General features: G+C 56.5%; 30 protein-coding genes. 9 read left to right on the top strand and 21 right to left on the bottom strand.

The genetic code is table 11. From position 1 onward, the window contains the following. Positions 1–41: 41 nt before the first annotated feature. Entirely contained in the window at positions 42–932 is an 891-nt protein-coding gene (locus F3J36_RS07660; RefSeq protein WP_166719368.1) for an EamA family transporter, read from the bottom strand. Next, positions 929–2,140: an MFS transporter gene (locus tag F3J36_RS07655; RefSeq protein WP_166719367.1), complete on the bottom strand. Its 1,212-nt coding sequence runs from the start codon at positions 2,138–2,140 to the stop codon at positions 929–931. Before F3J36_RS07655 ends, F3J36_RS07660 begins: the two co-directional genes overlap by 4 nt. Before the next feature lie 127 nt (positions 2,141–2,267). Between F3J36_RS07655 and F3J36_RS07650 the strand changes: the two genes are divergently transcribed. Further along, positions 2,268–2,753, top strand: coding sequence for a helix-turn-helix domain-containing protein (locus F3J36_RS07650; protein WP_166719366.1), 486 nt, complete (start codon positions 2,268–2,270; stop codon positions 2,751–2,753). A 19-nt stretch (positions 2,754–2,772) separates the two neighbouring features. Here F3J36_RS07650 and F3J36_RS07645 read toward each other — a convergent pair whose 3' ends face one another. The 3 genes from F3J36_RS07645 to F3J36_RS07635 form a co-directional block, all read right to left on the bottom strand. Then, on the bottom strand, positions 2,773–3,084 hold the full coding sequence (locus F3J36_RS07645; RefSeq protein WP_058758957.1) for a hypothetical protein: 312 nt from the start codon (positions 3,082–3,084) through the stop codon (positions 2,773–2,775). A 214-nt stretch (positions 3,085–3,298) separates the two neighbouring features. After that, positions 3,299–3,601 (bottom strand): EthD family reductase, encoded by a 303-nt coding sequence (locus tag F3J36_RS07640; RefSeq protein WP_104093455.1) that lies wholly within the window; start codon positions 3,599–3,601, stop codon positions 3,299–3,301. Between the two features lie 12 nt (positions 3,602–3,613). After that, the gene (locus F3J36_RS07635; protein ID WP_088517448.1) at positions 3,614–4,360 is read right to left on the bottom strand and encodes an SDR family NAD(P)-dependent oxidoreductase; all 747 of its coding nucleotides are present in this window, start codon (positions 4,358–4,360) and stop codon (positions 3,614–3,616) included. A 119-nt stretch (positions 4,361–4,479) separates the two neighbouring features. Here F3J36_RS07635 and F3J36_RS07630 point away from each other — a divergent pair, with 119 nt between their 5' ends. Then, positions 4,480–5,334: a LysR family transcriptional regulator gene (locus F3J36_RS07630; RefSeq protein WP_058758955.1), complete on the top strand. Its 855-nt coding sequence runs from the start codon at positions 4,480–4,482 to the stop codon at positions 5,332–5,334. Positions 5,335–5,359: 25 nt separating this feature from the next. Here F3J36_RS07630 and F3J36_RS07625 read toward each other — a convergent pair whose 3' ends face one another. After that, on the bottom strand, positions 5,360–6,280 hold the full coding sequence (locus tag F3J36_RS07625) for a LysR substrate-binding domain-containing protein (RefSeq protein ID WP_371742002.1): 921 nt from the start codon (positions 6,278–6,280) through the stop codon (positions 5,360–5,362). 87 nt (positions 6,281–6,367) lie between these two features. Between F3J36_RS07625 and F3J36_RS07620 the strand changes: the two genes are divergently transcribed. Further along, positions 6,368–6,670, top strand: a complete 303-nt coding sequence (locus F3J36_RS07620; protein ID WP_166719364.1) for a carboxymuconolactone decarboxylase family protein — start codon at positions 6,368–6,370, stop codon at positions 6,668–6,670. Positions 6,671–6,675: 5 nt separating this feature from the next. Further along, positions 6,676–7,074: a tautomerase family protein gene (locus tag F3J36_RS07615; protein ID WP_166719363.1), complete on the top strand. Its 399-nt coding sequence runs from the start codon at positions 6,676–6,678 to the stop codon at positions 7,072–7,074. A 92-nt stretch (positions 7,075–7,166) separates the two neighbouring features. Here F3J36_RS07615 and F3J36_RS07610 read toward each other — a convergent pair whose 3' ends face one another. The 9 genes from F3J36_RS07610 to gcvA form a co-directional block, all read right to left on the bottom strand. Next, the gene (locus F3J36_RS07610) at positions 7,167–8,189 is read right to left on the bottom strand and encodes a C45 family peptidase (protein WP_166719362.1); all 1,023 of its coding nucleotides are present in this window, start codon (positions 8,187–8,189) and stop codon (positions 7,167–7,169) included. A 19-nt stretch (positions 8,190–8,208) separates the two neighbouring features. After that, positions 8,209–8,931 (bottom strand): glutamine ABC transporter ATP-binding protein GlnQ, encoded by a 723-nt coding sequence (gene glnQ / locus F3J36_RS07605; protein ID WP_058759243.1) that lies wholly within the window; start codon positions 8,929–8,931, stop codon positions 8,209–8,211. A gap of 2 nt (positions 8,932–8,933) precedes the next feature. Continuing rightward, positions 8,934–9,590 (bottom strand): glutamine ABC transporter permease GlnP, encoded by a 657-nt coding sequence (glnP, locus tag F3J36_RS07600; protein WP_021508828.1) that lies wholly within the window; start codon positions 9,588–9,590, stop codon positions 8,934–8,936. 51 nt (positions 9,591–9,641) lie between these two features. Next, complete coding sequence (gene glnH, locus F3J36_RS07595; RefSeq protein WP_166719361.1) at positions 9,642–10,394, bottom strand: glutamine ABC transporter substrate-binding protein GlnH; 753 nt, start codon at positions 10,392–10,394, stop codon at positions 9,642–9,644. Positions 10,395–10,521: 127 nt separating this feature from the next. Beyond that, entirely contained in the window at positions 10,522–11,076 is a 555-nt protein-coding gene (locus F3J36_RS07590; RefSeq protein WP_211072910.1) for a carboxymuconolactone decarboxylase family protein, read from the bottom strand. Next, complete coding sequence (locus F3J36_RS07585; RefSeq protein ID WP_166719360.1) at positions 11,073–12,401, bottom strand: aspartate aminotransferase family protein; 1,329 nt, start codon at positions 12,399–12,401, stop codon at positions 11,073–11,075. The genes F3J36_RS07590 and F3J36_RS07585 overlap by 4 nt, the downstream gene beginning before the upstream one ends. A 127-nt stretch (positions 12,402–12,528) precedes the next feature. Beyond that, on the bottom strand, positions 12,529–13,386 hold the full coding sequence (locus F3J36_RS07580; protein ID WP_104093462.1) for a MurR/RpiR family transcriptional regulator: 858 nt from the start codon (positions 13,384–13,386) through the stop codon (positions 12,529–12,531). Positions 13,387–13,584: 198 nt separating this feature from the next. Continuing rightward, positions 13,585–14,214: a LysE family translocator gene (locus F3J36_RS07575; protein ID WP_058776142.1), complete on the bottom strand. Its 630-nt coding sequence runs from the start codon at positions 14,212–14,214 to the stop codon at positions 13,585–13,587. A 96-nt stretch (positions 14,215–14,310) separates the two neighbouring features. Beyond that, positions 14,311–15,195, bottom strand: coding sequence for a transcriptional regulator GcvA (gene gcvA / locus F3J36_RS07570; RefSeq protein ID WP_166719359.1), 885 nt, complete (start codon positions 15,193–15,195; stop codon positions 14,311–14,313). 268 nt (positions 15,196–15,463) lie between these two features. On the opposite strand from gcvA, the gene F3J36_RS07565 reads away from it, so the two are divergent. From F3J36_RS07565 to F3J36_RS07545, 5 genes are all read left to right on the top strand, one after another. Next, positions 15,464–15,904: a VOC family protein gene (locus F3J36_RS07565; RefSeq protein ID WP_166719358.1), complete on the top strand. Its 441-nt coding sequence runs from the start codon at positions 15,464–15,466 to the stop codon at positions 15,902–15,904. 35 nt (positions 15,905–15,939) lie between these two features. Next, a complete protein-coding gene (locus F3J36_RS07560) occupies positions 15,940–16,470 on the top strand; it encodes a GNAT family N-acetyltransferase (protein ID WP_166719491.1) in 531 nt (176 codons plus the stop codon). 47 nt (positions 16,471–16,517) lie between these two features. Continuing rightward, positions 16,518–16,955, top strand: coding sequence for an acetyltransferase (locus tag F3J36_RS07555; protein ID WP_166719357.1), 438 nt, complete (start codon positions 16,518–16,520; stop codon positions 16,953–16,955). Between the two features lie 25 nt (positions 16,956–16,980). Further along, on the top strand, positions 16,981–17,376 hold the full coding sequence (locus tag F3J36_RS07550) for a GFA family protein (RefSeq protein ID WP_166719356.1): 396 nt from the start codon (positions 16,981–16,983) through the stop codon (positions 17,374–17,376). A 92-nt stretch (positions 17,377–17,468) separates the two neighbouring features. Continuing rightward, complete coding sequence (locus F3J36_RS07545) at positions 17,469–18,209, top strand: GntR family transcriptional regulator (protein WP_088517460.1); 741 nt, start codon at positions 17,469–17,471, stop codon at positions 18,207–18,209. Here the strand turns inward: F3J36_RS07545 and F3J36_RS07540 are convergent. The 6 genes from F3J36_RS07540 to F3J36_RS07515 all read right to left on the bottom strand — a co-directional run bounded on the left by F3J36_RS07540 (position 18,196) and on the right by F3J36_RS07515 (position 24,635). Then, positions 18,196–19,176 (bottom strand): PfkB family carbohydrate kinase, encoded by a 981-nt coding sequence (locus F3J36_RS07540; protein ID WP_150360121.1) that lies wholly within the window; start codon positions 19,174–19,176, stop codon positions 18,196–18,198. The two genes, F3J36_RS07545 and F3J36_RS07540, sit on opposite strands and share 14 nt — an antisense overlap. Beyond that, positions 19,163–20,185 (bottom strand): ADP-ribosylglycohydrolase family protein, encoded by a 1,023-nt coding sequence (locus tag F3J36_RS07535; protein WP_211072962.1) that lies wholly within the window; start codon positions 20,183–20,185, stop codon positions 19,163–19,165. The genes F3J36_RS07540 and F3J36_RS07535 overlap by 14 nt, the downstream gene beginning before the upstream one ends. A gap of 17 nt (positions 20,186–20,202) precedes the next feature. Continuing rightward, positions 20,203–21,477, bottom strand: a complete 1,275-nt coding sequence (locus tag F3J36_RS07530) for a nucleoside permease (protein WP_031279949.1) — start codon at positions 21,475–21,477, stop codon at positions 20,203–20,205. A 389-nt stretch (positions 21,478–21,866) separates the two neighbouring features. Then, positions 21,867–23,177 carry an MFS transporter gene (locus F3J36_RS07525; RefSeq protein ID WP_021508813.1) on the bottom strand — a complete coding sequence of 437 codons (1,311 nt, stop codon included), beginning with the start codon at positions 23,175–23,177 and terminating at the stop codon, positions 21,867–21,869. 108 nt (positions 23,178–23,285) lie between these two features. After that, positions 23,286–23,924, bottom strand: a complete 639-nt coding sequence (locus tag F3J36_RS07520; RefSeq protein WP_021508812.1) for an isochorismatase family protein — start codon at positions 23,922–23,924, stop codon at positions 23,286–23,288. Positions 23,925–23,933: 9 nt separating this feature from the next. Continuing rightward, complete coding sequence (locus F3J36_RS07515) at positions 23,934–24,635, bottom strand: Asp/Glu racemase (protein WP_199188990.1); 702 nt, start codon at positions 24,633–24,635, stop codon at positions 23,934–23,936. Positions 24,636–24,679 lie beyond the last annotated feature (44 nt).

Raw genomic sequence — 24,679 nt, 5'->3', positions numbered from 1 at the left:
GCCCGCTCTTGTCGGATCACGGCTCATCAGCGGGCTGCTGATCACAGCGAATCCGACTGCGGAATGAAATAACGTTTGATGCGTTGTCCATACAACCCAACCGCCAGCCCGGCAATAATCAGCACCAGCGCCACGATTTTCATCGGAGAAATAGCTTCACCAAATATCATCATCGAACCGAGAATGCCGAATACCGGCACCAGCAACGATAATGGCGCGACGGTGGAGACAGGATACTGCTTAAGCAATGAATTCCAGATCCAGTAGCCTAATAACGTATTAGGGTAGACCTGAAACAGAATGGACAATATCGCACGGGTATCCATATGGCTGATTAATGCGCTATAGCCCGCGCTGCCATTAATTAATCCGTCCAGCAGAAAAAGCGGAAGCGGCGAAAAGGCGCTCGACCAGACCAGAAACGCGAATACCTGCTTCGTGCCGGCTTTTTTCATGATGATATTGGCAATGCTCCAGGCTATGGCGCCTGCCAGCACCAGCAGCAACCCGGCAAACGTCACCGAGCCGTCGGTAATAAACACAATGCTCATCAATCCGCTGCACGCCAGCACAAAGCCAGCGACCTGATAGCGGCTGAGCTGTTCTTTAAACACATAACTGCCGAGCAGCAGAGTGAAAAAGGCGCTGAACTGCAGCACCAGCGAGGCGATCCCCGCCGACAGCCCGGTTTTTATCCCCAGATTGACCAGGCCCCACAAGCCAATGCCGAATACCAGTCCGTAGCCAATAAGGTAGCGCCACGGGACGTCAGGTTTTTTAATAAAGAAGAGCGCCGGGATGGCACACAGCGTAAAACGCAGCCCTGCCAGAATAAACGGATCGATGGCGTGCAGCCCTAATTTAATCACCGAAAAATTAATGCCCCAGATGGCGGTAATACCGATGGCCAGCAGCAGGTGTGATAATTTCATGATTGACGTGTTCCATACCAGAGAATAAGTGCGCAGGCACTGACCAGTGCCCCGCCGCTGCACACTGCATACCATCCCCAGTGCGCATAGAGTTGAGTGGCAGTAATAGCGCCCAGCGCGCTGCCTGCCGCATAAAAACACATATAGGCACCGATAAGCCGGCTGGTGATAGCGGGTTTGCCGGCAATCAGCATGCTCTGGTTGATGACATGCACCGTCTGCACGGCGAAATCCAGCATGATCACACCAATAACCAGCAACAATAATGAGGCCTGCGCGAAGGCGATCGGGAGCCACGAGAGCGTTAATAAAGCCAGTGCGCATCCGCTGGCGCGCTGCCCGGTTCCCCTGTCAGCCCAGGCGCCACTTCTGGAAGCCGCCAGCGCTCCGGCTATTCCAGCCAGACCAAACAGCCCTGTTTGCGTATGGGAAAGCGACATGGCCGTGAGCGGCAAAACCATGGAACTCCACAACATGCTGAACGCGGCAAAAATCAGCAGAGCCAGCGCGCCGCGCTGACGCAACAAGGGCTCGGTGACGAAAAGACGCGGGACAGACCCCAGCAGCCCGGCCACGGAAGTGGCTGTGTTCTGCGGACCGGCAGCAGGTATCACTTTCACCAGCAGCACGGTAATCAGCAGCATCAGCGCGGCGGAGGTCATATACACCGCCCGCCAGCCGGCGATATCGGCAATGATGCCAGAGACCAGCCGCGCCAGCAGTATTCCCATGACGATGCCACTGGTGACGCTGCCAACCACCTTGCCACGCTGAGCCGGTGCCGACAGGATAGCGGCCCACGCCACCACGGTTTGCGTCACCACCGCCATCAGCCCCACCAGCAGCATCGCCACCAGCAGCGCCAGCAAACTCTCTGCTAACGCCGCCGCGATCAGGACCAGCACCGACAGCAGCAGGTGCGTGACCACCAGCTTTTTGCGATCAAAGCGATCGCCGAGCGGCACCAGCAAGAACAATCCCATGGCATAACCCGCCTGCGTTGCCGTGATGACCAGGCCGATGGTGCCGGGCGAAACCTGCAGCGTTGCGGAGATGGATTCCAGCAATGGCTGGGCAGAATAGACATTGCCGACAGCCAGCGCGCAGGTCAGTGAGAACAGAAAAATGATGTGAGGCGACAGCACTGAGGTCGTCGCCGGCGAAAGAGGCGCCTCAGAGGTTGCAGGGGTATCACTGGTGCAAGTCATATTGCATCCCTATGTGGTTTTTTTTTGAAACCGATTTATTCTATAAGTAGCAGCGGTGGTTTTTTTTTGCAACTTGTTTTACTGAAGGCTAAGCTGCCGTCAGTAAATCAGCAGAGTGAGAGAGAAGATGGCCAAACAGGAAGTGCTGAGAACCAGCGAATGCCCGGTCGCCCGGACCGTGGAGGTGATTGGCGAACGCTGGTGTCTGATGATCATCCGTGAAGCGTTTGATGATGTGCGCCGCTTCAGTGATTTCCAGAAAAACCTTGGGCTGGCAAAAAATATCCTGGCGTCACGGCTGAAACTGCTGGTTGAGATCGGTGTGCTTGAGAGTTGTCCGGCGTCAGATGGCAGCGCCTACAAGGAATATGTGCTGACCGAACGGGGACGAGCCGTCTTCCCAATCGTCGTGGCGATGCGCCAGTGGGGAGAGCGTTATTTGTTTGAAAAAGGCGAGACTCACTCGGTATTGCTGGATAACGTCAACGGCGAACCGTTACCTGAAATGGCTGTGTATTCTGCCCGGGGAGAACGGCTCGATCCCGCCGACTGTCATCGCCGGCGCGTCATAGCCGGTAATCGCGCCGATCAGGCTTCGTCGATCGTGAAATAACCGGGGTTGAGAAGTCGCATCAAACCGATCCCGCTTGTTCAATCACCAGCACCCGGGCTACGCCCTGCGGATGTGCAACGTGTTCAGTGCCTTCGCTGGCATAAAAAATATCGCCGGTGGTTAATCGTTGGGTTCTCACTTCACCCGCTTGTTTGTAGAACATGTCAACGCAACCATCCATAACGGCAAACACCTCTTGTCCGTCATTGATATGCCATTTGTAGGGTTGATCGGTCCAGTGCAGTTTAACGCTGGTGTTATCAAAGCTGGCAATATGCTGAGACTCCCAGGCTTTGGAACCCGTAAATTCTCTGCTGCTGTAAAAATTCATGTTTGCGTCCTGTGTGCTGCTGCGGTGATAGCTCACACATGAAATAGCAAAAGGCAGCGCCACGTACCAGATTCAGGGATTGGTTTGTCCTGATTTGGCACCAGCGCGTCCCGTTGTTGCTGCCGCGATGCCTGCTTAATGCACAATGTGTTCATTAAGCAGGCTATTAAACCGGTGAATTGAGGGCATAACCGCGCGGCGGCGTCGCTGCCGTTCAGAAGGGAATAAAATGGCTGCGGATCACCGTGGAGGCATCGGTAAAATGCACCACATCTGCCATCACCCTTTTGGTTTGTTCGGACTCCAGCGCCCGGTTGACATCCTGCTGACAGGCAAACGTGTAAACACCGATGGAGAGCCAGCCGCTGCGGTCTGAAGCGGGATAGAACGCTTCCGCCGAAATGAGCCCATAATCCTGCCAGCACGCCAGCGCCAGCGGCAGGTGCGTGTGGGTATAATAGTCGCGGTCAAAGCGATGGGTTTCATCACCGACGCATACCACCATCATCTGATGCATCCTTTTCTCCCGTTAACGCATGCCGCCAGACGCCATCATCACCTCGCCCGTCACCCATCCGGCGTCGTCGGAAGCGAGATAAGCCACAATCGGCGCAATATCCTGCACCTGGCCAATACGGCCAAGCGGCGTCTGGCTTTCGTTCCAGCGCTGAAACTCCGATCCCATCGCGCCGGTGCTGTGCGTGCCTTCGGTTTCGATTAACCCCGGATTGACCGCGTTGACGCGGATGCCGCGCGGGCCGAGTTCGCGCGCCAGCACGCCGGTAATGGCATCAATCGCGCCTTTGCTGCCGCTGTAGATAGCGCTCTCCGCCAGAAATACCCGCGTCACGAATGAGCTGATATTGATAATGCTGCTGCCCTTGCCCAGATGTGGCACGGCGGCGCCCGTCACCAGCAGCGGCCCGAGCACATTGATGTCAAATTGCTTGCGATACAGCGCTTCGCTGCTCTCTTCAATCTTCGCAAACTGATACACACCGGCATTGTTCACCACGATGTCCAGCCGGCCAAACTGCGCGAGGGTAGATTGAATGAGTGCCTCAACCTGCGGCTGATCGGTGACATCCGCTGCCAGCGCCACCGCCGTGCCACCGGCAGCCTCAATAGCGGCGACCACCTTATCCGCCCCGTTTTTATCCGCGGCATAATTGACGACGACCTTTGCGCCGTCGGCGGCCAGCTGGCGGGCAATCGCCGCACCAATGCCTTTAGATGCGCCGGTTACGAGGGCGACTTTGTCCTGAAGCTTCTTCATGCTCTGCAATCCTCAATCAGTTCAGTCTGGATGATGCCGTTATGGTGATAGCTACAAAGTTGTTTGAGAACTGCCATTTTTGTATATTCGACGTTCATTTTTGAACGGGGGCGAGCGCAATGGAATGGAGCGATGTACGGATCTTTCTGGCAGTGATGCGCAGCGGATCCTATGGCGAGGCCGCGCGCCGGCTCGGCGTCAGCCATCCGACCGTGGGTCGTCGCATTAAGGTGCTGGAAGCGCAGGCCCATCAGGCGCTGTTTCGCCGCACGCCGGATGGCCTGGTGTTAACCGATGCCGGTGACGCCGTGCTGGGCCTGGCAGAAAGTATGGAAAATGCTGCGCTGGCGATGGAGAGACGACTGGCGGGCAATCACCCGCGGCTGGAAGGCATTTTACGCATCTCCTGTGCCGAGTGGTTTGCCACCGCCGTGCTGGCACCGGTACTGAGCGAGCTGACTCAGCGCCATCCCGCTATCGTGCCGGAAATCATCGCCAGCTACCGTTTGCTCAATCTGTCGCGGCGCGACGCCGACGTGGCTTTTCGCATTGTGCCTTTTACCGAGCCGGATATTGTCCAGCGGCGCCTGATGAGCATGCCCTATGCGTTATACGGCACGCCTGAAAATGCCCGCGCATTGCAACACGACCCCGCCTCAGTGGGGCTGATCCTGATGAATACCGCACAAGCCCATTTTCCGGACGTCGTCTGGCTGCTCGATCAATTTCCACAGTCACGGCGGGCTTTTACCAGCACCAGCCGGGCGGTGCAGGCGCAGATGTGCCGGCGCGGCATGGGCGTGGCGGTGTTACCCCAGCCGCTGGGCGATGCCACCGCCGGACTGCAGCGGATTCCAACCCCACAGCCGCCGCCTTCACGCGATATCTGGGTAGGCTATCATCAGGATCTGCGGCACATGGACCGCCTGCGCGCCATGCTGGATATCGCCGATGCGCTGCTGATTGCGAAGTAACGGTCGCAGGGATTAGCGCAGCAATTCAGGCGGGCCGCAGACCCGGTAACGGCTCTATGCTGCGCAGCGCATTTTCCATCAGTCTGGCCAGCAGGTTTTGCGCATTCGGCTCAGTCTGGCTGCCACTTTTTTGTTCCAGCGTAACGCCCAGCGCGCCCAGCGGCGGCAAAACATTGCCAGCGCTCACCAGGTTAGCGGGCATGCCGACCCGCGTGCGCACGGTGATCCCCAGACCGGCCCGCACCGCCGCCCAGATGCCGCTCAGGCTAAGGCTGACAAACACGATTCGCCATGCAATGCCCGCCCGGTCCAGACTGTCGATGGCGCGCGAGCGCATCAGGCAGGGATTATCAAACATCACCAGCGGCAGCGGTTCGCCCTGGCTTATCATCGCGCTGACGTCGCAGTCGGGGTGGGCGATCCACTCCAGCGGGAACTGGCCGATCAACACGCCTTTACGCTGCAGCGTTTGTGCCTGCCACAGCAGCGCCATATCAAGAGCATCGCTGTCCAGCGCTGCAAGCAGCTCCTGATTACGCGCCACGCGGGCGATGATCTGCAGCCCGGGATGGTGACGTGTAAATTCGCCCAGAATACCGGGCATCAGAGTGTCACCAAAATCTTCCTGCATGCCCAGGCGCACTTCCCCCTGCAGCCCTACACCGCTGAAGGTGCACAGTGCTTCGTCGTTCAATGCCAGCAGACGACGGGCATAACCCATCATCACTTCCCCCTCGCGGGTTAACGCCAGATGACGCCCGCTTTTCACCACCAGCTTGCTGCCACATTGCTGTTCCAGCTTTTTTAGCTGGGCGCTGACCGCCGAAGTGGATCGACAGAGCCGCACGGCGGCCTGCGCAAAACTGCCACACTCCATGCCGGTGACAAAACTGCGCAGCGCATCGAGATCCAGCGTCTGAGCTAACTTTTGCATGATCGTCCTGATTTATGGGATGAATGACGGTGTTTTATTTGATTTTCAGGATGGTTATGTTTCGCCACAATCGCGGCTGAGTCAATACGGAGAAACATCATGGCAAAAACACTCGATAGTAAAACGCTGGCGCGCATCGCGCCAAAGCTGGCCGAACTCAGTCAGCAGGTTCTTTTCGATGACATCTGGCAACGTGACGCGCTTACGCCGCGCGAACGCAGCCTGATTACGCTGGCCGCACTGACGGCGCTGGGGCGGGTGCAACAGCTGCCGTGGCATATCGAATTCGCGCAACAGAATGGCCTGGCACGAGAAGAGATCGTCGAAGTGTTCACCCATCTGGCCTTTTATGCCGGCTGGCCGGCGGCAGTATCAGCGCTAAGCTGTCTGAAAGAGGCGTAACCCTCATGCCTTTTACCCGCATCATACTGCGTCAGGGTTATAGCGACGCGCAATTAACGCAGATTTCCGACATCCTGCAACAGAGTCTGGAGGACGAATTTGCCGTTCCACCCGGCGACCGCTTTCAGGTATTTGAAGAACTGCCGGCGCGGCTAAGGGTGTTTAATCGCCACTATAAAAGTCGCGGGCGTTCAGAGAATTTTGTTCAGTTCATGATTACTGCGGGCAAGCCGCGCAGCCGCGAACAGAAGCACAAGCTGTGTCGCAGATTGTGTCAGCAACTCTCGCAATCGCTGGATATCGATCCGCAGGATGTGATGGTGATTATCCAGTTTAACACCGTCGATGACTGGAGTTTCAGCGACGGATGTCTGATGTCCGAAGAAGCGCGTATCCACGAGTAACATAGTCAGTATTGCTGGCAGCGCAGGTTAGCGCGCTGCCAGCAATCACTGTCCGGCTTCAGTGATGGGGGGTGGAGATTAAAAATAACACCTCATGGACGACCAGCAGATTGCAAAGCGGCGCGCTGGCGGTCGCGCGTGAAGATCTGCCACGTCACCGCGTCATCACTCAGGGTAAAAATAGCCGTGGCGAGGGTATTTTCCTCATCCGGATCCTGCGGCGACAGCCGGTAAATCGGCAACGCTGCATCCTGCTGATCCGATAAAATCGCCTTAGCCGCCGCGCCATCTACCGCCGGTTGCGTCGTCAGCCATGTCTCCAGACGCTGCTGGCGCGAGCCGGAACTGGCAGTGACCACCTGTTCGACGGCGGCAAGCTGCGGGTGAATAAGATGGTTAGCGTGCCCGAAAGGTGCGTTCAGTGGGATCACTGAACAGCCTGAGCCTGTCGCTTCAATACTGATCAGTCGGCTATCGCCCTGCTGCCCCAGCGTATGGTGAAACGCGCCGGCGCGCGGCGTGGCGCTAAGTATGGCGATCGCTTCATCCAGCGTGGTCGCATTCAGCGACGCGCGGGCGATAATCTGGCGCGGCATGCCATCCGGACGATGCTGTGCGCGAATGTTATTGACGGTGTTAACGATGCCCTTCTCATTAACGGCAAAAGTGTGACCGCAAAGTGATGCCGGATAGGCGAAGCTGGTGAACGCGAGCCCGTCATCGGGGGTCACGGTGACCAGCGCACAGTCGTCACGCAGCTGGGGAAAGCCATCTTCGTTGTGCGCAATGATCAACTCCCCGCTGGCACTTTTCCCCGCCACCGTGGTGCAACCATCCGAAGTAGAACGCACCAGATCGCCCCGGCAGTTCCACGCAAACACCTCGTCAATCGGTGCCTGTAATCCTGCAGCCAGCCCTTCCAGCTCCTGCCAGATCAGCGGAAACTGGCGCTGGACCCGCGCGCGCATATTGCGGATTTGCTGCGTATCTTTCATGGAGGTGACCGTTTGCCAGAGACGGGTATGCCTGAGTTTGTTATGCCAGGCATCACGGCCAAAGTCACCGAGTTGCTGACCAATAACAAAAGCCGAACCACGGAAGTCGATTTTTTTCATAGCGTTATTTCACTTCATTTCAGGATACATGTTGCAAAAATTCTTTCAGACGCGGATTACGGCTGGCAGTCAGCAGCATATCAGGTGGCCCATCTTCGGCAATGGTACCGCCATCAATAAAGATCAGCCGCGAAGCCACATCGCGGGCAAAGCCAATCTCATGCGTCACAATCACCATGGTCATGCCCTCTTCAGCCAGCGAGCGCATCACTTTCAGCACTTCATGACGTAACTCCGGATCCAGCGCGGAGGTTGGCTCATCGAACAGCATCATTTTCGGCCTGACGGCCAGTGCCCGGGCAATCGCCACGCGCTGCTGCTGGCCCCCGGAAAGTTCAGACGGATAGTGGCTGGCGCGATCGCGCAAGCCAACGCGCTCCAGCAGCGCCAGCGCCTGCTCGCGCGCCGCGGCTTTCGTTTGATGACGCACGCGAATCGGGCCGAACATCACGTTTTCCAGCGCAGTCAGATGCGGGAACAGGTGGAACTGCTGAAACACCATGCCGGCTTCGCGGCGGATATCACATTCATTCGCATGCGGATCGGTGATATGCATTCCGGCGACCAGCAGCGTCCCGGATGAGATCTCTTCCAGTTTGTTGATGCAGCGTAGCAGCGTTGATTTGCCTGAACCTGAAGGGCCGATAATCACCACCACCTCGCCGGACTCAATTTTTAAATTGATATTGTGCAGGACCTGCGTGGCACCGAAATTTTTCGACACTGCGTTAAATTCAACCATGCTCATAAAATATGGATCCTTTTTTCCAGCTGCTTCAGTAAAAAGCTCAGGCATAACGTCACCAGCAGATAAATCATGGCCACCGCCGTCCACACTTCCAGCGCACGGAAATTACCCGCAATGATCTCCTGCCCCTGACGCGTCAGTTCTGCCACGCCAATCACAATAAACAGTGAGGTATCTTTAATACTGATAATCCACTGGTTACCTAAAGCCGGAATCATGCGGCGTAACGCTAAAGGCATAATGACATACCACAGCGTACTGCGCTGCGATAAGCCCATCGCCAGACTCGCTTCTTTAAAGCCTTTATTGATTGAGAGGATCGCGCCCCGGGTAATTTCAGCAATGTAGGCACCGGAGTTAATCACAATAGTCACGATCGCGGCGGTGACGGGATCAATTCTTATCGGCAACACCATCGGCAGTGCAAAATAGATAAACATTACCTGCACCATGATGGGCGTACCGCGAATAAGCTCGACAAAAATAAGTGACAGCGTTTTGGCGATTTTTCCGCCCAGAGCACGGCAGGTTCCTGCCAGTAAGCCAATAATAAAACCGCCCAGCAGACCTGACAGCGAAATAATCAAGGTCAGCTGCAGACCCTGCAGCAGTAGCGGCAGAGATTCCCAAATATATTTACTGTCAAAATTCATAATTTAACCTGTAAACGCTAAACAAGGCCGGAGAGCTCCGGCCTGGCAGGATTATTTCGGCTGCTTAGCAAACCATTTCATGTAGATTTTGCTGTAAGTCCCATCCGCGCGCAGGGCCTGCAGCGCGGCGTTGATCTTAGGCGTCAGGCTGCTGTTTTTCTGCATGGCAAAGCCATACTGCTGCGGCAGAATCGTGTCGTTTTCACCGCTGGCTTTCACTTTGCCATCGCCCGCCGTTTTCACGTAGTACAGCACATTGGGCGAGTCGTGGACCACCGCATCAAGGTTGCCGGCCTGCAGATCCAGATAGGCGTTGTCGATATTAGGAAACTCAACATAATTTGCCTTGTATTTACTTTTCATAAAGCTGGCTGCGGCCGTGCCCTGTTTCAGGCCCACTTTCTTGCCGGTTAAATCGCTGAATTTTTTAATGCTGTTATCATCGCTTTTGACGGCCATTAATAAGTCGGCGTCATAATAACCGTTGCTGAAATCCACCACCTGCTTACGCGCATCGGTAATGGTAATGCCTGCCATCGCGACATCCAGATTCCGTGATTGCAGCCCCGGAATCAGGCCACCAAAGTCCATTGGGTGTAATTCATAGCTGACATGCATTTTCTTCGCGATGGCATCCCATAAATCAATGTCAAAGCCGACGTATTTATCACCTTGCTTAAATTCAAAAGGAACAAAAGCCGTATCAACCCCGACGGTTAATTTATCCTGCGCCGCAGCGATAAAACTGGCGGAACAGGCCACCAATACCAGTGTAACCTTTAGTTTATTTAAAAATGCAGACATAATAACCCTCAGCGTCAGTAATGTAGCGTGCAATGATTGTCATCCAGCGAAATAACCCGGCGGACATGGTCAAAGAAGGTGGTTAATATAATGGGCGCATCAGGTACGCCCGGAGTAATGCGACAACTTATGCAGGAAGCAAGTGATCCTGCGTAAAGGGTACCGGCGTCTGTGCGCCGTTCATGATCATCGAGAGAAAACTGTAATAGCCGTTAATGCCTATCAAATCCACCACGCCCTTCTCGCCCCATAATTCGATGGCTTGCTGCCAGGTGGCATCACTGATTTTCTGTTGCTGATGTAACTGCTGGCAAAACTGATAAATCACCCACTCATCAGGCTGCAAATCCGCGGGCTGACGTTTTTCATTGATGGCCTGCACCGCTGCAGCAGAAATCCCCTTTTCGCGCGCTATGGGCGCATGGATTGCCCACTCTACCGGCTGTGACCAGTGCCTTGCCGTCATTAAAATCGCCAGTTCCGATAACCGCTGGCCCAGCGCACTGCGATAGCGCAGATATTCCCCCATACGCTGTGCATGTGCCATTAACTCGGGGCTGCGCAGCAGCGGCTCAAACGGGGGCAGCAGCGCGCCGCGCGGCCCGTTGATAATCTCTTCCGCGAGCGGACGTTGCCGCTCATCCCAGTCCTGCTCCGCCAGCGGCGGTAATCGGTTAATCATAATTTGCCGGTCTCTTCACGTATCACGGTGTTCAGCGTATCCACGACAAAATCCAGTTGTTGCGGGGTGACGATAAACGGTGGGGCAATTAAAATATGGTCGCCATATTGCCCGTCCAGCGTGCCGCCCATCGGATAGACCAGCAAACCGCGCGCCATACAGTTGGCCTTGATGGCTGCGTGAAGTTTTAACGCCGGATCGAACGGGGTTTTCGTGGCTTTATCACGCACCAGCTCCACACCGGCAAACAGGCCGCGGCCGCGCGTATCACCCACGTGCGGTAACTCCCCCAGCACGTCGCGTAGCGCCTTGTGCAGATAAGCGCCCTGCTGCTGAACCGCCTCCAGCAGATGGTCGCGCTCAATCACCTGCTGTACTGCTAACGCCGCCGCAGCGGCTGTCGCGTGACAGATATAAGTGTGTCCATGCTGGAACAGACCGCTGCCAGCCTGCAGCGCAAACACGATCTTCTCACTGGCCAGCACCGCGCCGATGGGTTGATAACCGCCACCCAGTCCTTTGGCAATGGTAACCAAATCAGGTACCACGCCATCCTGTTCGAACGCGTGCAGTGTGCCGGTACGCCCCATTCCGCACATCACCTCATCGGCGATAAACAAAATGCCATACTTGTCGCACAGGCGACGTACACCCTGCAGATAGCCCGGCGTCGGCGGCGTGGCACCGCTGGTAGCACCGACCACCGTCTCCGCGCAGAAGCCAATAATCGTTTCCGGGCCCGCATCGATAATCGCCTGCTCCAGCTCGCTCAACAGCCGCTGGGTATACTGCTGCTGGGTTTCATCGGCACGGCGATCGCGATACTCATTGCAGGCTGAAACGCGAATCACGTCGATTAACAAGGGTGCGAACTGACGCCGGCGCCATTCGTTGCCACCCACCGCCAGCGCGCCCAGCGTATTGCCGTGGTAGCTCTGTTTGCGGGCGATGAAACGGGTACGCGCGGGCTGTCCGATCTCAACAAAGTATTGCCGGGCCAGTTTCAGTGCGGTTTCCACTGCCTCAGAACCGCCCGACACGAAATAGGCATAGTTAAGATCGCCCGGTGCGGTGCGCGTTAACTGTTCGGCGAGCTGTTCAACGGTATCGCTGGTGAAGAAACTGGTATGCGCATAAGCCAGTTGATCGATTTGACGATGCATGGCTGCGAGGACGTCAGGATGGGCGTGGCCCAGGCAGGAAACGGCGGCGCCACCGCAGGCATCAAGATACTGCTTTCCCTGTGCATCAAAAATGTAGGCCCCGTGTGCGCGAGTGGCCACGGCGGGCACGCTGCGCAGACTGCGGTGAATGATACGGCTCATGCTGGTCCTGCTCCTGAATACGCTTTGTTGTTGAAACGTATCTTGCAGGATCCATTTGAATCACGTCAACGCAATAATGATTCAATCGCATTCAATATTCTTATGACAGATACAAATGAATCATCTGTCAGGATTTGCCGGCATGCACGTAAGCGCCAGAATCGATTAAATAGCGTTCGGCGTTTTCAATTTTACTGACCGCATCACGTCCATGACGGGCCACCAGCATCGCCAGCAGGCACTCGGCCAGGCCCATGCCAGAAACGACTGACGGGAAGAACGATGGGCTGTCCAGTGAAAACCGGAGCGAGCAATCAGCGGCCTGCGCCAGCGGCGAGACCGGTGAGTCGGTGATGGCGATGATCTTTGCGCCCGCCTGCTGCGCTGCGCGCAGTACATCAAGTGATTCGCGTGAATAAGGGGCAAAGCTGGTAAGCAACAGACAATCGGCGGCGGTCAGTTCACGCGTGAAAACTTCGATATTGCTCGCCAGACCATCCACCAGTGATACCTGACGATTGAACAGCCGATACACATAAAATAATGACCAGGCGATCGGAAAGCTGGCGCGGAAGCCGCAGATGTAAACATTGTCAGCCGCATCGAGTAAGGTCACCGCCTGTTCCATTGCCTGGCGGTTTTCGTTCTGCGTAAAGGCCAGGTTGGTCTGATGGGCCTGAAACATCGCATCATACAGCTGCGGCTGCGTGCCGGCAGCTACCAGCTTTTCCGCTTTCGAGACATAGGTATCATTGCGCAGGCCGATGTCATCGATGAATGCGTCTTTGAGTTCACTCCAGCCGTTATAGCCCAGCCGTTTCGCCAGGCGCAGCAGCGTTGCCGGTTTCACTCCGGCCTGCTGCGCAAAGGTGCGCATGGATTGCACCACCAGTTGATTGGCATTCTGCAGTGAGAATTCGGCAGCCCGCTGTAGTTCTGGCGATAATTCACTGAACTCGCGGACGATAGTTTCCTTTAGATTCATGGCAACGATTCACAGGCTTTGACGTTCAGGTATCTAAACACATTTGAGATCAAGACTCTAGGCGCGGTTATCGCACCGGAGTGACGGCCTGAAGCAGGGCGCGATGCGTCGCGCCGCGACAATCAGGCTGCTCATGGTGGTTTACTTAACTGAGCGGCCTGTTGCTATGGAGGGCGAACCTGAGGTTAAAAATTTACTTTATTGACGACTCAACACCAGTTTCAGTCCGGCAATGGCAAAACAGCAGGCTAATAGCGCATCTAATCCCCGGCGGATACGACGGTAAAACGCGTTCATTGCTGCGGTGGAAAATATCAGCGCATAGCCGCAAAATACCGCGACGCAAATTGCCGCACAGCCGAGAATAATCAGCGGTAAGGTCGAGGCTGCAGCGTCCGGTTTGAGCGCGACGGACATGATCGCGACCCAGGTTAAAATGGCTTTCGGATTACCGACGTGCATCAAAATTCCCTGCCGAAATAACGCGCCATACGCAACGCGGTGATCGCTGATAACGGTTTTATCGGCAGCGGTGCGGGTTAACGCAGATTTACCGGCTTTGTATGACAGCCACAACAGATATAACCCGCCGCCGATTTTCAACACCAGCAGCAATTGGGCAAACGTCGCCAGCACGGTTAATACCCCGCAGGCCGCCAGCAGCGCCCACAGCATTGAACCGCCAATTACCCCGCCCGCAAGCGCTAAGGCGGCACCGCGCCCTTTATTCATCGCCGTTCCCATAATCGCCATATTACTCGGACCAGGGCTGGCCGTTGCCACAAAATAAGTGGTGTAAATCAGCATTAATTCGTGTGAAAGCGCCATGATATCCTCTGCAGGTGAAATATCCTGAACCTGTTATATCGGCTTGCTCAGAAATTTACTATGTCTTGTTGATATGAAGAAATGCCGGACGCTGTTCTATTCTGTGGACTGCTGCATGAGCCAGGCTCTTACCTTTACCACAGCAGAACGCAGCAGCGCTTCCTGAGGCGTAATAAGCCAGTACGCGTGTCCGGTATTCAGCGTATTTGGAAACGGTGCCACCACTTCACCGGATGCCAGATTCGCCTGAACAAATCGCCTGCGCATCAGCGCTACGCCCATGCCGGCAAGCATCGCCAGCCACGCCCCGCTGCCATCGCTATACAACGGCCCTTTACCGGAATCAATATGCCCGACACCGGCTTCAGCGAGCCAGCGCTGCCAGTCTTCCCGGTGCATATCATGCAGTAACGTGACGCGACCGAGTGCGGCAAGTGCCGGCGGTTCTCCCAGCTGCTGCGCCACAGCAGGAATGCAGACTGCAAGGTAGTCGTCGTCGATCAGCTTCTCACTCACGCAACCTTCACAGAAACCATTACCATGCCGTACGGCCAGGTCGATACCATCCGTGGCGAAAGACTGAATGCGGGAAGTGGCGCTGATACGCAGGTCGATATCCGGACAGGCGCGTTCAAAATCAGCCAGTCGCGGCAGTAACCAGTGGGTCGCAAATCCGGTGGTGCAGGCCAGCGTGATGGTATTTTTTTGTGTCTCCTGCACCAGCGTTTCAGTGGCTTCACGTATCAGGCTGAAAGCCGAAGCAATCGAGTAGTAATAGCCCTGACCGGATGCCGTCAGCGCCAGCTTGCGTCCATTTCGCTGAAACAGTGGCAGGCCCAGTTGCCGTTCCAGTTCCCTGATGTGCAGACTGATCGCGCCGGGCGTGACGTGCAACTCCTGGCCTGCAAGGGTCATGCTGAGATGCCGGGCAACGGATTCGAACGCCTTCAGGGCGTTAAGAGAAGGCAGGCTGTTTCGCATTGTTTAGTTTTCCTAAAAAACAGGCGGAAATTAAATCGTTTTTATTTCCGCTCCGTCAACGTTATTAATAGGCAAATAGCACGCGATGCCGTGTCGTTTTTATTCCAAGACTGTTGAGTTACATTGAAATTTTAAGAGAAAGTACCGTTTCACGCATCACGCCTCCACACGGAAAAATGATCAGCTACCACGCCCTTTATGGCGATTAACCTTAAGCAGGCTTGAGTTTTTATCGTGTCAGGGGGCAATAAATGGAGACAGGATGCAGATGAAGGATATCGATGTTGGATTTACCCACGTTGCGTTTATGGTGAGGGATCTGGAGAAGAGCATGGATTTCTACCGCCGCTATGCAGGAATGAAGGTGATACACACCCGTGAACCTGACGTCCCGGCTGCCCGCAAGGTGGCATGGCTGAGCGACCATACCCGCCCTTTCGCGCTGGTTCTGGTACAGGCGGATGACGTGTCAGATACGCCACTGGGTAAATTTGGACACTTAGGCATTGCCTGTGCGTCACGCGAAGAGATCGATCGTAAAACAGCGATGGCCGTCGCCGAAGGCGTGTTACGCAAAGCCCCTGAAGAGGCTGGCGAACCGGTGGGATATTACGTATTTTTTGCCGATCCTGATGGCAATACGCTGGAGCTGTCTTTCGGGCAGCGCGTCGGGCTTGAAGCGATACGCACCGCTCCCGGATCACTTTAACTCGCCTGCACGCAGGCAGCGGAGAACATATGGCGCTGACGTTGCCGATTTATACTCAACGCCTGGTGTTGCGCAAGCTGACAGTGGCTGATTTGCCGCATCTGTCGCGCTATCGCAATCTGCCAGACGTTGCTCGTTATCAGAGCTGGGAAGAATTTACCCGGCAGGACGCTGAGAAATTATATGCGCAGCAGGATGCGCTGCCGTTCAACAGCGATAACACCTGGTTTCAGCTTGCCGTAGCACACCAGGAAGGCCACCGGCTAATAGGGGACATCGGAATTCATTTTTTTGATGGAGGAAGACAAGCTGAACTCGGCATGACATTTGATGCCGGATATCAGAAACAGGGTTTTGCGCTTGAAGCAATGAGTGCCATCGTTACTCTGCTTTTCACGCAGTTTGCAAAACACCGGCTTACTGCCGTGGTAGACACACGTAATATTCGCGCCATAAACCTGCTGGAAAAGCTGAATTTTCGCCGTGAAGCGCACTACCGGCAGAATATTTTTTTCAAAGGGATGTGGGGCGATGAATATCTTTATGCGCGGCTGGCCAGCGATTAGCGCAGATATTGCGTTAAGCCATCGCGTTGGCATGTTAAGGAGACATAGTGACAATTAGCGAAGTAAGCAAGGAAGAGTATCACTTACTGATTCAGGTCTGGGAGGCTGCCGTCCGGGCAACGCATCATTTCCTGAATGAACAGGATATCCTGCGGCTCAGACAGCTTATTCTGGAAAATTATTTTGATGCCGTTGTTTTGAGAAAGGTGACCGATGAAAACCATGACATTGTCGGATTCATCGGCGTGCAGGATGAGAATATCGAGATGCTTTTCGTCTCGCCCGCTCATCACAAAAAAGGGATCGGTGCACGGTTAGTCCGTTACGCTATCCGTCATCTTTCAGCGAAAAAAGTGGACGTTAACGAACAAAATACCGCTGCGCTCGGGTTTTATCAGCATCTGGGTTTTCAGGTGACGGGACGGTCTTCTGTTGATGGTGAGGGAAAGCCGTTTCCCCTCCTCCATCTGAAACTGATGCAATAATCCGGCACAGGAATCAGGAGAAAAAATGAACGGAAGTTGTCTCTGTAAACGTGTGCGCTACGAATGCGATCGCCTGGCGGGCAGCATTACGCATTGCTGCTGTCATACCTGCAGAAAAGCGCACGCCGCCGCTTATACCTCGACAGCGCGCGTGCGGCGTGAGGATTTCAGGTGGACCCAGGGAGAAGAATTTCTGACGGCCTTTAATTCTTCCCCGGATAAGTTGCGTTATTTCTGTTCAGTCTGCGGATCTCATCTGATGGCTGAAAGACCTCATCAGAGCCACGTGATTCTGCGTGTGGCCACGCTGGACGACGATCCCGCTCAGACGCCGGTTTCCTATATCTGGTGCTCGCACACCGTGCCGTGGCTAACAGAACGCGATGATGTACGTCATTATGAGCAGGATAAAGAAACATGATGACTGGTCAAAACGCCGCTGGCTGCGCGCCGCATTAAAATTCAGTATTATAGCGGTTCCTGCCGCTGACCCGAGTGAGTGCCCTGCCCGCTATGACTGACCACAATGCGCTGTTGGCGCGGTTGACCACCACGCTGGCGATAGAGAGCCGCACGCCGCTGTATAAACGCTTTGCCAGTGCGATTAAAGAGGCAGTGCGCGATGGCACGCTGGTGCACGAAGAGATCCTGCCGGGCGAGCGCGAGTTTAGCCAGTCGCTGAACATTTCGCGCATCACCGTGCGTAAAGCCATGGACGAGCTGGAAAAAGAGGGCGTCGTGTTCCGTTCCCGCGGCTACGGCACGCAGATTTGCAGCCAGTTTGAATATTCACTCAAAGAACCAAAAGGATTGTCGCAGCAGGCGGTGCTGCGCGGTAAAACGCCGGACACCGTGTGGATCAACAAAAGCAAAATTGCCTGTAGCGCAGAGATCGCCGAAAAGCTGGGGCTGAGCACGGGCAGCGATGTCTATCTGCTGAAACGTATTCGCTATGTTGACCGCCAGGCGGTCTCGGTTGAAGAGTCATGGGTGCCGGCGCGCTACATTGCCGATGCCGATGAGATTGGTATTTCGCTGTATGACTATTTTCATCGCCAGCAGATCCTGCCGGTGAAATCCCAGAGCCGGGTCAGCGCGCGTATGCCGGACGAAGCCCTGCAGCAGCAAATTGCCCTGCCCGCCAATGTGCCGGTGCTGGTGATTAAGCAGCTGGCACTCGACGCACAGGGCAATCCGCTGGAGTACAGCATCAGCTACTGCCGCAGCGATATGTACGTGTTTATTGCTGAGTAAGGCGTTGCTGCCAGTAAGCGCGCAGTGTGGCGCGATCGGGCGCACAGTCGCCACCGCGCCGGGAAACCACATACGACGCCACTGCGTTGCCCAGCGCAACGCTCTCCGCCAGTGACCAGCCGGACGCTAATCCCGCCAGTAATCCGCCAGCATGGCTGTCGCCCGCGCCGATAGTATCAACCACCGTTGTCGCCAGTGCGGGCACCCAGCCCTGCGCCTCAGCGTCGATGTATCCGGCACCTTCGCTGTCCAGCCTTAACACCATTGCGCCGCCAAACTGCTGCTGCCAGCGCGCCATCAGCTGATGGGCGTCGAAAGGTTCGGATGCGCGCAGACGCTCATGCCACAGCAGCTCCGCTTCCTGCCTGTTCACTGTAATCAGTGGCTGCAACGCCATGATACGCGCAAACTGTGCCTCGCCGATGTCCGCCAGCCGCGGGCCAAAATCCACCAGCAGCTGATACGGCGGTGCCTGCTGCTCCAGCCAGTCGATCAGCACTTCGCCGCTTTTGCTGGTGAGCTGATAACCCGAGAGATAGATCCAGCGCTGCGCTGGCTGCGGCAATGTGCGTAACAGCGCGGCGTCCCACTGGTTTTCCACGCCACTGACGGAAAGAAAGGTGCGCTCGCCATCCGGCTCGACCAGCGCCAGACACCAGCCATTATCACCGTGCGCATTTTCCAGTACGCTCTGCACACCGTATTCCGCCAGCTTCTGTCGCACGATACTGGCCCAGATACCGTTCCCCAGCGGCAGCGCGTTGATAGAAGGAATGCCGAGACGATGCAGCGCAATGGCGACGTTGAGCGCGCAGCCGCCGACGTTAACGCCCTGCTGATGCAGTTCGATGTCGCTGCCGCGATACGGCAACGTCCAGGCATCGGCAATCACATCCACTACCGCCGCCCCCACCACGCACACCGGCAACCGGCCCGCCAGTCGGGACAGATCGTCAGGCGTCAGCATAGGCGGCCTCGCGCTGCTGGCGGAAACGGACAAACGCGCGGCTGTAGTGAGTGAAATCCAGCGCGTTAGCAGCATCCAGTTCCGCTTTTAGCTGCGCATCGATCGCGTCGATACCGTGCAGCGCGCCGCAGATAGCAACCGCCATCGCGCCGATGGTATCCGTATCGCCGCCCAGATTGGCGCACAGAATGGCGCAGCGGTTGGGATCGGTGGCTGCCAGTTCGACCATAGCGATCGCCGCCGGTACCGATTCAATGGTGCTGGTGCCGGTACCGACCAGATCGTAGATCTGCTGCATGGTCGACTCGGTGCCCCTGCCCTGCGCCACCACCTGCAACGCCAGTTCGATGCGGGCCGCCATTGCCGCACTGAAAGTGGTGACTTGCCGCTCCTGCGCCGCGCGGGCAATCGCCGGCAGTTCGTCACGAATTGTTGCCCAGTCGCTACCGTCAATCGCGCGGGAGATTGCCCAGGCGATCGCGGTGGCACCGGCAATCGCCACGTCGGATTTGTGCGTCGGACTGGAGGCCAGCGCGACAGCATCAATAAAAGCCGGCAGGTCACGCGCTGGCAGCAGACAGCCCAGCGGTGACACGCGCATCGCCGCGCCGTTGGTCAGGCCGTTATTTTCCAGCTGCGCCACCGGCGTACCGTTTTTCAGCGCGTTAAGCGCGATTTTGGAGGTCGGCCCGAGCACATTTTTGTTAAAGGCATCAAACGCTTCCGCCCAGCGCAGAATATTGGCACCGATAGTTTCCGCATCAATTTCGCCGTCGTGACTGATGATGGCATCGGCCAGCGCCAGCGCCATTGAGGTGTCGTCAGTGAAAGCCGCCCGGCCAAAGTAGCAGGCGGCATTGTTTTCTGCCGGGCCGGGCAGGAAGCGATCGATCCAGCCAAAGTGCTGTTTCACGCGGCTGCGCGGCCACAGTTCCGATGGCATGCCCATCGCATCGCCCAATGCCTGGCCGTAAAATGCGCCCAAAATCCGTTTTTCCTGGTGTGTCATCGTCATGGTTACATCTCTTATTTATGGCTGTCAGCGGTTGCTGAGTTTTCAAAAGCGGTTAATTCATCACTGCGTTTTTTGCCGTCGCGGAACAGAACGATAAAGGCGATGGTGATGATGACTATCATCACGCTGCCAAACATCCACATTCCCGCCCAGTTGAAGGTCTGACCGTTGCGCGGCTGGTCATACGCAAACATCTCCTGCATCAGATAGCCGCCGAGGCGGTAACCCAGCAGGCTGCCGATGCCCTGACAGGCCAGGGTGATCAGGCCCTGCGCAGCGTTACGCATCGCCACCGGCGCTTTCTTATCCACATAAATGTAGGCGGTGATGAAGTAGAAGTCGTAGCTGACGCCGTGCAGCAGAATGCCCATAAACAGCAGGCCGAAGGTCAGCAGGTTTTGATCGCCGCCGAACACAAAGAACACGTAGCGCAGCGCGGCGGTGACCAGGCCGAGCAGCAGCACTTTGCCGATGCCGAAGCGTTTAATGAAGAACGGCAGCGCCAGCAGGAAGAAGATTTCTGATACCTGGCCGAGCGTCATCCAGCCGGTGGCGTGTGGCAGACCGACTTCGGTCAGATATCCCTCAGCGAAGATGTAGTAGAACGCCAGCGGCATACTGAACAGGAATGAACAGACGAAAAATACGAGGAAGCTGCGATCTTTCAGCAGATGCAGTGCGTCGAGGCCGAGCGCCACGCGCAGGCTGAACTTGCCGGTGCTTTTGGGTTCGGTGGCTGGCAGAGTCAGGGCGAACAGGCCAAGCAGCAGCGAACTGGCCGCGGTGATCAGCAACGGTACATTGCTGGCGGAGATATCGCCAAAGCCGAGCAGCGGCGGCAGGAAACCGCAGGCGATGCCGGAGGCGATCCAGCCGATAGTGCCCATCACGCGGATGCGCGGATAGTCGCGCTCCACGTCACCGACGTGGGAAAACGCAATACTGTTGGTCAGCGCAATGGTCGGCATATAGGTGAGCGCATACAGCAGCAGCAGCGGAAAGAAGCTGCTGAAGTGCGTCTGCTGTGCGGCAAAGAACATCAGAATCGCGCCGGCGATGGTCAGCAGCGATAACACTTTCTGTGCCTGGAAGAAACGGTCAGCCAGCGAGCCGACCAGAATCGGTGACAGGATGGCAGCGATGGAGGTACAGGCGTAGCACCAGGCGATCTCAACTGGCGAAAAGCCGTTTTTGCTGAGAAATGCCCACAGCGGCACGAACCATGCCCCCCAGATAAACCACTCTAAGAACATCATGAACGACAGCTTTGGAATTGTAGTTTTCATCGAAATAGACTCCCCGGTGTTGGTAGAACCAATCTAGCACCAGAATAGATACCTTTATAATACCTTTAGCTGATAGTTTGAGCTATCCCACAAGATTTTTACCTTATGGATAACCGATAAGCGAGGAGGATTGGGTTCGGGTGGGCGTGACGGTCTGGCGGGGTGTGGAGCTGCATCCAGCGGCTGTGAGACGGTCGCTATGAATGGCGTAATCCTTGTCAGTTATCTTTGAATTTGTATATAAATGATTGCACTTATCGTAGCGGCGCAATTTATTGCGCGATGAATCGCGCCGCTACGAATTTGTGCGTATTGCAGTTTCTGAACTATTCGGCATTACACCATCGATGGCAATCCATCAGCGGTCGTTCAAATAGGTAAGGTATTCGCTACCGGTTCACCAGCTTCGCTGGCAGCGCGACCACCAACAGCGAGCTGAGCAGCAGACACACGGCGAAGAACCACAGCGCGCCGTTGCTGCTGCCGGTGAGATCCAGCGCCACGCCCATGACGGAATTACTCACCAGTCCGGCGATATTGGCGATCGAACAGGCCAGCGCAAAACCCGCCGCAGCCGCCGTGCCTTTCAGGAACGTAGCGGGCAGACTGAAAAACACCGGCACCGCCCCGATAATCATCGCCTGTGCAATTGAGAACAGCAGCACGGTCATCGCCACGTTGTGAGCAAAGAAGGTGCTGGTGCCCATCGCTGCCGCGCCAATAATAAACGGAACAATGATGTGCCAGCGGCGTTCACGCAGGCGGTCTGAGCTGGCACCGATCGCCAGCATACCAATCAACGCCGCCAGGCTGGGGATCGCCGTCAGATAGCCAATCGTGGTGATATCGGTGGTGCCGGCATTCTTAATAAAGGTCGGCATCCAGAAACCCATGGCGTAAGCGCTGAGCAGAATCGAGAAATCGATGCCGCCGAGCATCACCACGCGAATATTCAGCAGACCATCGCGCAGGCTGTGTTTCAGCCCTTTGGCGTCACCTTCGTCGCGCGCCAGTTCGCGCAGCACCGCCTGCTTCTCACTGCTGCTGAGCCAGCTGGCGCTCTCGACGCTGTTCGGCAGCAGCCAGAACGTCAGCACACCCAGTAATACGCTGGGCAGGCCTTCCAGCAGAAACAGCCACTGCCAGCCGCGCATGCCGTAAACCTCATGAAAATGCCCCATGATCCAGCCGGAAAGCGGTCCGCCAATCAGGCTGGAGAGCGGCAGGCCAATCATAAACAGCGCAATGATGCGGCTGCGGCGCCACGAAGGAAACCATTTGGTGAGATAGAACAGCACGCCAGGCAGAAAACCGGCTTCGGCCGCGCCGAGGAAAAAGCGGATGATGTAGAACTGGGTCGGCGTTTGCACCAGCAGCGTGGCGGTCGAGAGCAGCCCCCAGGTAATCATAATGCGCGCGATCCAGATCTTTGCGCCGACCCGCTGCAGAATCAGGTTGCTCGGCACTTCAAACAGGATATAGCCGACAAAAAACAGCCCGGCACCCAGACCAAACGCGGTCTCGCTCAGCGCCAGATCGCTCGCCATCTGTAGCTTAGCCAGGCCGATATTGATGCGATCAAGATAGGCCGCGAGATAACACAGGCAGAGAAACGGAATCAGCTTCCAGGTGATTTTGCGATAAATCGAAGCGGTGTCTTCGGCTGCCAGCGCAGCAGGACGGGTTGAAACGTCAGTCATGGTGTTCTCCGGGCGCAATAACCCCGTCGTCGGGGAGATGTTGTTATGCGTCTCAGCCGCAGCCGAAACGGACTGTTTGTGCGCACTCCGTGCAGGTGAAACGCGCCCTTAACGGGCGCTGAACTTCCCGAGATACTCCAGCGCCGCGGCTTTACTTACCACGTCGCCATATTTACTGTCGATATCAAACAAATTGGCCTGATGCGGCGCATCATGGCGATCGCCCACGCATTCGCGCACCACCATGGCGCGAAAACCGTATTGCAACGCATCCACTGCGCTGGCGCGGATGCAGCCGCTGGTGGAGCAGCCGGCGATCAGCAGCGTATCAATGCCCTGCGCCACCAGCATCGATGCCAGAGACGTGCCAAAAAACGCGCTGGCATACTGTTTGGTGATCACCACTTCTGCGGCAAGCGGCTGCACCGCCGGACAAAACGCGGCCAGCGGATTGCCTTCCACCATGTCACGCATTACCGGAGCTTTCTGCACCCAGATCCCGCCGTCCTGCTGATGCTGCGGATGGTAGCGAATCTGCGTATGGATCACCGGAATCGCGCACTGGCGCGCCGCCGCCAGCAGGCCCTGTGCGGCGGCCACCGCCTCTACCACGCCCGGGGCAAATAGCGCGGCGCCCGGGGTGGTGTAACCCTGCAGAAAGTCGATCATCAGCAGCGCCGGACGCTGACCAAAACCGATGCGGTTGCCCCAGACACCGGCGTAGTTATCACTGACACTCTGGCTCATGGTTTCTCCTTACCACGCACCGGACAGCAATGCGCCCGCGCCCGGTACCACCGGCTCCAGCTCCAGCGCCTTCAGCAGAGCATACGTGGTGGCAATGGCGGCCGTAATTACCGGCTTGCCGGTCTGCGCCTCCACTTTTGCCACCGCCGGCAGCGACGGCATCTGCACGCAGGCCGACAGCACCACCACATCAACATCCGTCAGCGTCATGTCCGCCACGATGCCGGGTAAATTGGCCGGGTCGTGGCGGGCGACGGCGAGGTTATCGGCAATTTCCAGCGCGCGCCACTGCTTTACCTCAATCCCTTCGCGCTGGATGTAATCCACCACCAGCTCGGTCAGCGGCTTCATGTAAGGTGCCACCAGCGCGATCTTCTTCGCGCCCATAATATGCAGCGCATCGACCAGCGCGCCGGCACTGGTGATCACCGGTGCCAGCGCCTCGTTGTCGCGCGTGACCTGCGTCAGGCGCTGCTGCGACTGGCGATGATAGCCCGGGCCCATCGCCATGATCGCCACCAGACAGGCATAGCCGAGCACGTCAACGCGCGCGTCGGACAGCTCCAGCGCACAGCGGTCGGACTCTTTATCCATCGCCGCCAGCTCATCTTTATTGACATGTTTCATGCGCATACGGCTGGAGTGGAAGGTAAACCGCTCCGGGCGAATCAGCTGGCGCGCCTGCAGCATGGCGGGAATTTCGGTTTCCATGGTGATGTTGGAACTCGGCACAATCTGGCCGATACGATACGAAC

It is taken from the genome of Pantoea sp. Cy-640, assembly GCF_011752635.1.
Lineage (GTDB): Bacteria > Pseudomonadota > Gammaproteobacteria > Enterobacterales > Enterobacteriaceae > Pantoea > Pantoea dispersa.
The sequence above is the reverse complement of the archived record's forward strand: the minus strand, read 5'-3'. Positions and strand labels throughout refer to the sequence as shown.

Excerpts from the sequence above, each read along its gene's own strand:
- glnH (WP_166719361.1), bottom strand. The coding sequence starts at position 10,394 with ATGTCTGCATTTTTAAATAAACTAAAGGTTACACTGGTATTGGTGGCC.
- gcvA (WP_166719359.1), bottom strand. The coding sequence starts at position 15,195 with ATGCGAAACAGCCTGCCTTCTCTTAACGCCCTGAAGGCGTTCGAATCC.
- F3J36_RS07645 (WP_058758957.1), bottom strand. The coding sequence starts at position 3,084 with ATGAATTTTTACAGCAGCAGAGAATTTACGGGTTCCAAAGCCTGGGAG.
- F3J36_RS07525 (WP_021508813.1), bottom strand. The coding sequence starts at position 23,177 with ATGACTGACGTTTCAACCCGTCCTGCTGCGCTGGCAGCCGAAGACACC.
- F3J36_RS07590 (WP_211072910.1), bottom strand. The coding sequence starts at position 11,076 with ATGATTAACCGATTACCGCCGCTGGCGGAGCAGGACTGGGATGAGCGG.
- F3J36_RS07650 (WP_166719366.1), top strand. The coding sequence starts at position 2,268 with ATGGCCAAACAGGAAGTGCTGAGAACCAGCGAATGCCCGGTCGCCCGG.
- F3J36_RS07535 (WP_211072962.1), bottom strand. The coding sequence starts at position 20,185 with ATGACACACCAGGAAAAACGGATTTTGGGCGCATTTTACGGCCAGGCA.
- F3J36_RS07540 (WP_150360121.1), bottom strand. The coding sequence starts at position 19,176 with ATGCTGACGCCTGACGATCTGTCCCGACTGGCGGGCCGGTTGCCGGTG.
- F3J36_RS07530 (WP_031279949.1), bottom strand. The coding sequence starts at position 21,477 with ATGAAAACTACAATTCCAAAGCTGTCGTTCATGATGTTCTTAGAGTGG.
- F3J36_RS07545 (WP_088517460.1), top strand. The coding sequence starts at position 17,469 with ATGACTGACCACAATGCGCTGTTGGCGCGGTTGACCACCACGCTGGCG.
- F3J36_RS07575 (WP_058776142.1), bottom strand. The coding sequence starts at position 14,214 with ATGGCGCTTTCACACGAATTAATGCTGATTTACACCACTTATTTTGTG.
- F3J36_RS07640 (WP_104093455.1), bottom strand. The coding sequence starts at position 3,601 with ATGCATCAGATGATGGTGGTATGCGTCGGTGATGAAACCCATCGCTTT.
- F3J36_RS07630 (WP_058758955.1), top strand. The coding sequence starts at position 4,480 with ATGGAATGGAGCGATGTACGGATCTTTCTGGCAGTGATGCGCAGCGGA.
- F3J36_RS07515 (WP_199188990.1), bottom strand. The coding sequence starts at position 24,635 with ATGGAAACCGAAATTCCCGCCATGCTGCAGGCGCGCCAGCTGATTCGC.
- F3J36_RS07585 (WP_166719360.1), bottom strand. The coding sequence starts at position 12,401 with ATGAGCCGTATCATTCACCGCAGTCTGCGCAGCGTGCCCGCCGTGGCC.
- glnQ (WP_058759243.1), bottom strand. The coding sequence starts at position 8,931 with ATGGTTGAATTTAACGCAGTGTCGAAAAATTTCGGTGCCACGCAGGTC.
- F3J36_RS07550 (WP_166719356.1), top strand. The coding sequence starts at position 16,981 with ATGAACGGAAGTTGTCTCTGTAAACGTGTGCGCTACGAATGCGATCGC.
- F3J36_RS07660 (WP_166719368.1), bottom strand. The coding sequence starts at position 932 with ATGAAATTATCACACCTGCTGCTGGCCATCGGTATTACCGCCATCTGG.
- F3J36_RS07635 (WP_088517448.1), bottom strand. The coding sequence starts at position 4,360 with ATGAAGAAGCTTCAGGACAAAGTCGCCCTCGTAACCGGCGCATCTAAA.
- F3J36_RS07565 (WP_166719358.1), top strand. The coding sequence starts at position 15,464 with ATGAAGGATATCGATGTTGGATTTACCCACGTTGCGTTTATGGTGAGG.
- F3J36_RS07520 (WP_021508812.1), bottom strand. The coding sequence starts at position 23,924 with ATGAGCCAGAGTGTCAGTGATAACTACGCCGGTGTCTGGGGCAACCGC.
- F3J36_RS07615 (WP_166719363.1), top strand. The coding sequence starts at position 6,676 with ATGCCTTTTACCCGCATCATACTGCGTCAGGGTTATAGCGACGCGCAA.
- F3J36_RS07580 (WP_104093462.1), bottom strand. The coding sequence starts at position 13,386 with ATGAATCTAAAGGAAACTATCGTCCGCGAGTTCAGTGAATTATCGCCA.
- glnP (WP_021508828.1), bottom strand. The coding sequence starts at position 9,590 with ATGAATTTTGACAGTAAATATATTTGGGAATCTCTGCCGCTACTGCTG.
- F3J36_RS07620 (WP_166719364.1), top strand. The coding sequence starts at position 6,368 with ATGGCAAAAACACTCGATAGTAAAACGCTGGCGCGCATCGCGCCAAAG.
- F3J36_RS07610 (WP_166719362.1), bottom strand. The coding sequence starts at position 8,189 with ATGAAAAAAATCGACTTCCGTGGTTCGGCTTTTGTTATTGGTCAGCAA.
- F3J36_RS07655 (WP_166719367.1), bottom strand. The coding sequence starts at position 2,140 with ATGACTTGCACCAGTGATACCCCTGCAACCTCTGAGGCGCCTCTTTCG.